The following is a 2,857-nucleotide window of genomic DNA, read 5'->3' as shown; positions in this document are numbered from 1 at the left end:
CCAACCAACCAACCCCCCCCCCCCCCAGCCCCCCCCACCCCTATTTTAAAACACTGTTCCACCACCTTTTTCCAAATTAAACACCAAACTCTTTTTTTCGCCTTGGGTTCCCCCCCCTAACTAAAAGCTGGGGGGGGACGCCCATCCCACAAACTTGTGGAAGTTATTTAATTCTCATTCCTAAGTTAAAACAGGTTTGTCAAATCGGATAGTGCACAACTCCGGGGCAACAGAATATAATTTATCAAGACTTGCCTTTTCGCCGACAAAACAAACGAAATAAAAAGAGGAGAATACCATGGTTAATGCCATGATGGTAATTTACCCCTATCGCGAACAGTACACGTGGGTTTTTGACGACGAGCGAGTCGGACTTGTCCGAGAACCATTTGTTCAGGGCGTCCCCGAAATGATTAACGTGCTCGTCGCAGACATTCCCAATGCCGCTCAAGGTTTCCGGCTCTTATTTTCGGTCAATCCATTTCCCGGATATCAAGCAGAAATGCTGTGGTTGAAAGAAGAATACGGCGGTAACTGGTATCGGTGGGAAGCGAAAAATCTTGAAGGCTGGCTGTGTCCGGCTTTGCTCAAATACTTTCCAGAAGCACCGCCCAAGTTTTACTGCAAAGCTGAAAAAATGCAATAATCAACAGCAAATGAAAAACTGGTCAATCTTTAAAAGCAACTTTGTTAAACCAGTCGATCGAGAATATCGAAAAAAGCCTAAATTATTCGTGTATATATTTGGGCTATTTTTCCTAGTTTTCACAGCCGCCATCTCCGCAGCAATCGGGGCAATTACCGCCCTGTTAGCTCCGGTGGAACCGCCAGTTATCAGTAGAGTCCTAGACGCTACTGGCTTTAACTATACATCATCCAACCGCTCTGGATACCGCCTGTCGCGGCCAGTTAATATCTTGATATTGGGAATTGACCGCGTGCCGGAAGCAGCAGTCAATTCCCCTAAGATTTTTGAGGGTCGCAGCGATACAATACTCTTATTGCACCTCGATCCTAGAGATAAATCTATTAGTTTGCTTTCAGTTCCGCGAGATACTAAAGTGGAAGTACCCGGCATTAGCTTCAGCAAAATTAGCGAAGCCAATGCTAGGGGAGGAGCAGCTTTGGCGACGCGATTGGTTAGCAGTATGCTGAACAATACCAGAATTGAACGATACGTGCGAGTCAGCAGCAGTGCGTTTCGGGAATTAGTCGATTTGTTGGGCGGAGTTGAGGTATTTGTACCTCGCGCAATGTCCTATACAGATAGCGCCCAAAAGTTAAAAATAAATTTAGCCCAGGGATGGCAAACTCTCAATGGAGAACAAGCAGAACAATTTGCTCGCTTTCGCAACGACGGTTTAGGAGATATCGGCCGCATTCAGCGGCAGCAATCTTTGATTCAAGCTATTCGGAACCGCCTCGCAAGTCCATCAGTATTTGTGCGCTTGCCACAAATTGTTCGATTGATGCAAAAATATGTGGATACAAACCTAAATTATGAGGAAATATTGACGCTGGCCAATTTCGGTTTGCAATTGGAGCGAGATACTTTTAAAATGGTAATGTTGCCTGGAAGTTCTAGTTCAAAACAAGGGGATTTGAGGAGCTATTGGATTTTAGATACGGTCGGGGTCGATCGCATTATCACACAATATTTGAACATGGGCGTGCCGGATGTGGCACAAGGACGAATTCGTAATCCCAGCGAGTCTGTGTTGCCCAAAAACCTCAAAATAGCTGTCCAAAACGCTTCTAGCAAACCGACAACCGCAAAAACAGTTGCTAAATTTCTCAGAAAACAGGGCTTTTTTAATGTATCTGTAGTGCAGGATTCGCCCCAGAAGGAGCGTCAAAGTCAAATTATTGTTCAGCAAGGCGATTTAGAGGCAGCGAATCTACTGCAAAAAGCGTTAGGCGGCGGTAAAATTGAAGCATCTTCTACGGGTGAAATTAATTCTGACTTGACACTTCGCGTCGGTGAAGATTGGGTAAAGCGATTTTAATTAGTTATTAGTCAGTTGTCAGTTGTCAGTTGTCAGTTGTCAGTTGTCAACAGTCCACAGTCAACAGTCAACAATGCCCAATGCCCAATGCCCAATGCCCAATACCCAATTCCCCATTCCCATCATCATGAAAAGTGTTTTCAGAATTTTCCTGAGCCTGGTTTTAAGTCTAGTGTTGGCTTTTGGGTGGGTGCTGCTGAGTGCTACTCCTGCATTTGCCCTGCCGAAAACAAGTATTAATTACACAAATATTAATTTGTCCGATCGCGATTTTTCCAACTCGGATTTAGCGGGGGGAACATTTGTCGCTGCTGAAATGCGGGGAACAAATTTTCAAGGTGCTGATTTAACTAATGCGATTTTGACTAAGGGAGTTTTATTGAATGCCAACTTGTCAGGTGCCAACCTCTCCGGTGCTTTGGCAGATAGAGTTACCTTCGACGGCGCTAATTTGACGAATGCTAATTTTTCCGAGGCAATTATGACTCGAACTCGGTTTTTTGATGCTGCAATTTCCGGCGCTGATTTTACTGACGCGATTATCGACGCTTATCAAGTGGCTATCCTGTGCGAGAAAGCAGATGGTGTCAATCCCGTGACGGGAGTTTCTACCCGAGAAAGTTTGGGATGTCCGTAGGAATTCACACTTAAAGAAAATCGCTGGCTAATTAGGAATGAGAATTAAATAACTTCCACAAGTTTGTGGGATGGGCGTCCCGCCCGTCCCAAAAGGTCGGGCGGGCCGCCCCCCCCACCAACTTGTGGTAGTTAATTTAATATCAATAGATAATTGCCAACGATTGTTTTTTAGTGGGAATTGCCTCCGACATACCAAAAATTATACGGTATAA

The 2,857-nt window shown here is 44.9% G+C and carries 3 protein-coding genes; all 3 read left to right on the top strand.

Annotation, left to right across the window (positions count from 1 at the left end):
• The first annotated feature begins 298 nt into the window (after nucleotides 1–298).
• Entirely contained in the window at nucleotides 299–646 is a 348-nt protein-coding gene (locus tag ACUVJL_RS10645) for a DUF6717 family protein (protein WP_445245816.1), read from the top strand.
• Nucleotides 647–656: 10 nt separating this feature from the next.
• The gene (locus tag ACUVJL_RS10640) at nucleotides 657–2,006 is read left to right on the top strand and encodes an LCP family protein (protein ID WP_445245815.1); all 1,350 of its coding nucleotides are present in this window, start codon (nucleotides 657–659) and stop codon (nucleotides 2,004–2,006) included.
• A 94-nt stretch (nucleotides 2,007–2,100) separates the two neighbouring features.
• Nucleotides 2,101–2,643, top strand: a complete 543-nt coding sequence (locus tag ACUVJL_RS10635; RefSeq protein WP_445245814.1) for a pentapeptide repeat-containing protein — start codon at nucleotides 2,101–2,103, stop codon at nucleotides 2,641–2,643.
• Nucleotides 2,644–2,857: the final 214 nt, after the last annotated feature.

Source organism: Microcoleus sp. OTE_8_concoct_300, from assembly GCF_031383065.1.
Lineage (GTDB): Bacteria > Cyanobacteriota > Cyanobacteriia > Cyanobacteriales > Microcoleaceae > Microcoleus.
Note: the sequence above shows the minus strand (reverse complement) of the source record. Positions and strands in the feature narration are given on the sequence as shown.

Coding starts and splice junctions, on each gene's coding strand:
- ACUVJL_RS10645 (WP_445245816.1), top strand. CDS start 299: ATGGTTAATGCCATGATGGTAATTTACCCCTATCGCGAACAGTACACG.
- ACUVJL_RS10640 (WP_445245815.1), top strand. CDS start 657: ATGAAAAACTGGTCAATCTTTAAAAGCAACTTTGTTAAACCAGTCGAT.
- ACUVJL_RS10635 (WP_445245814.1), top strand. CDS start 2,101: ATGCCCAATACCCAATTCCCCATTCCCATCATCATGAAAAGTGTTTTC.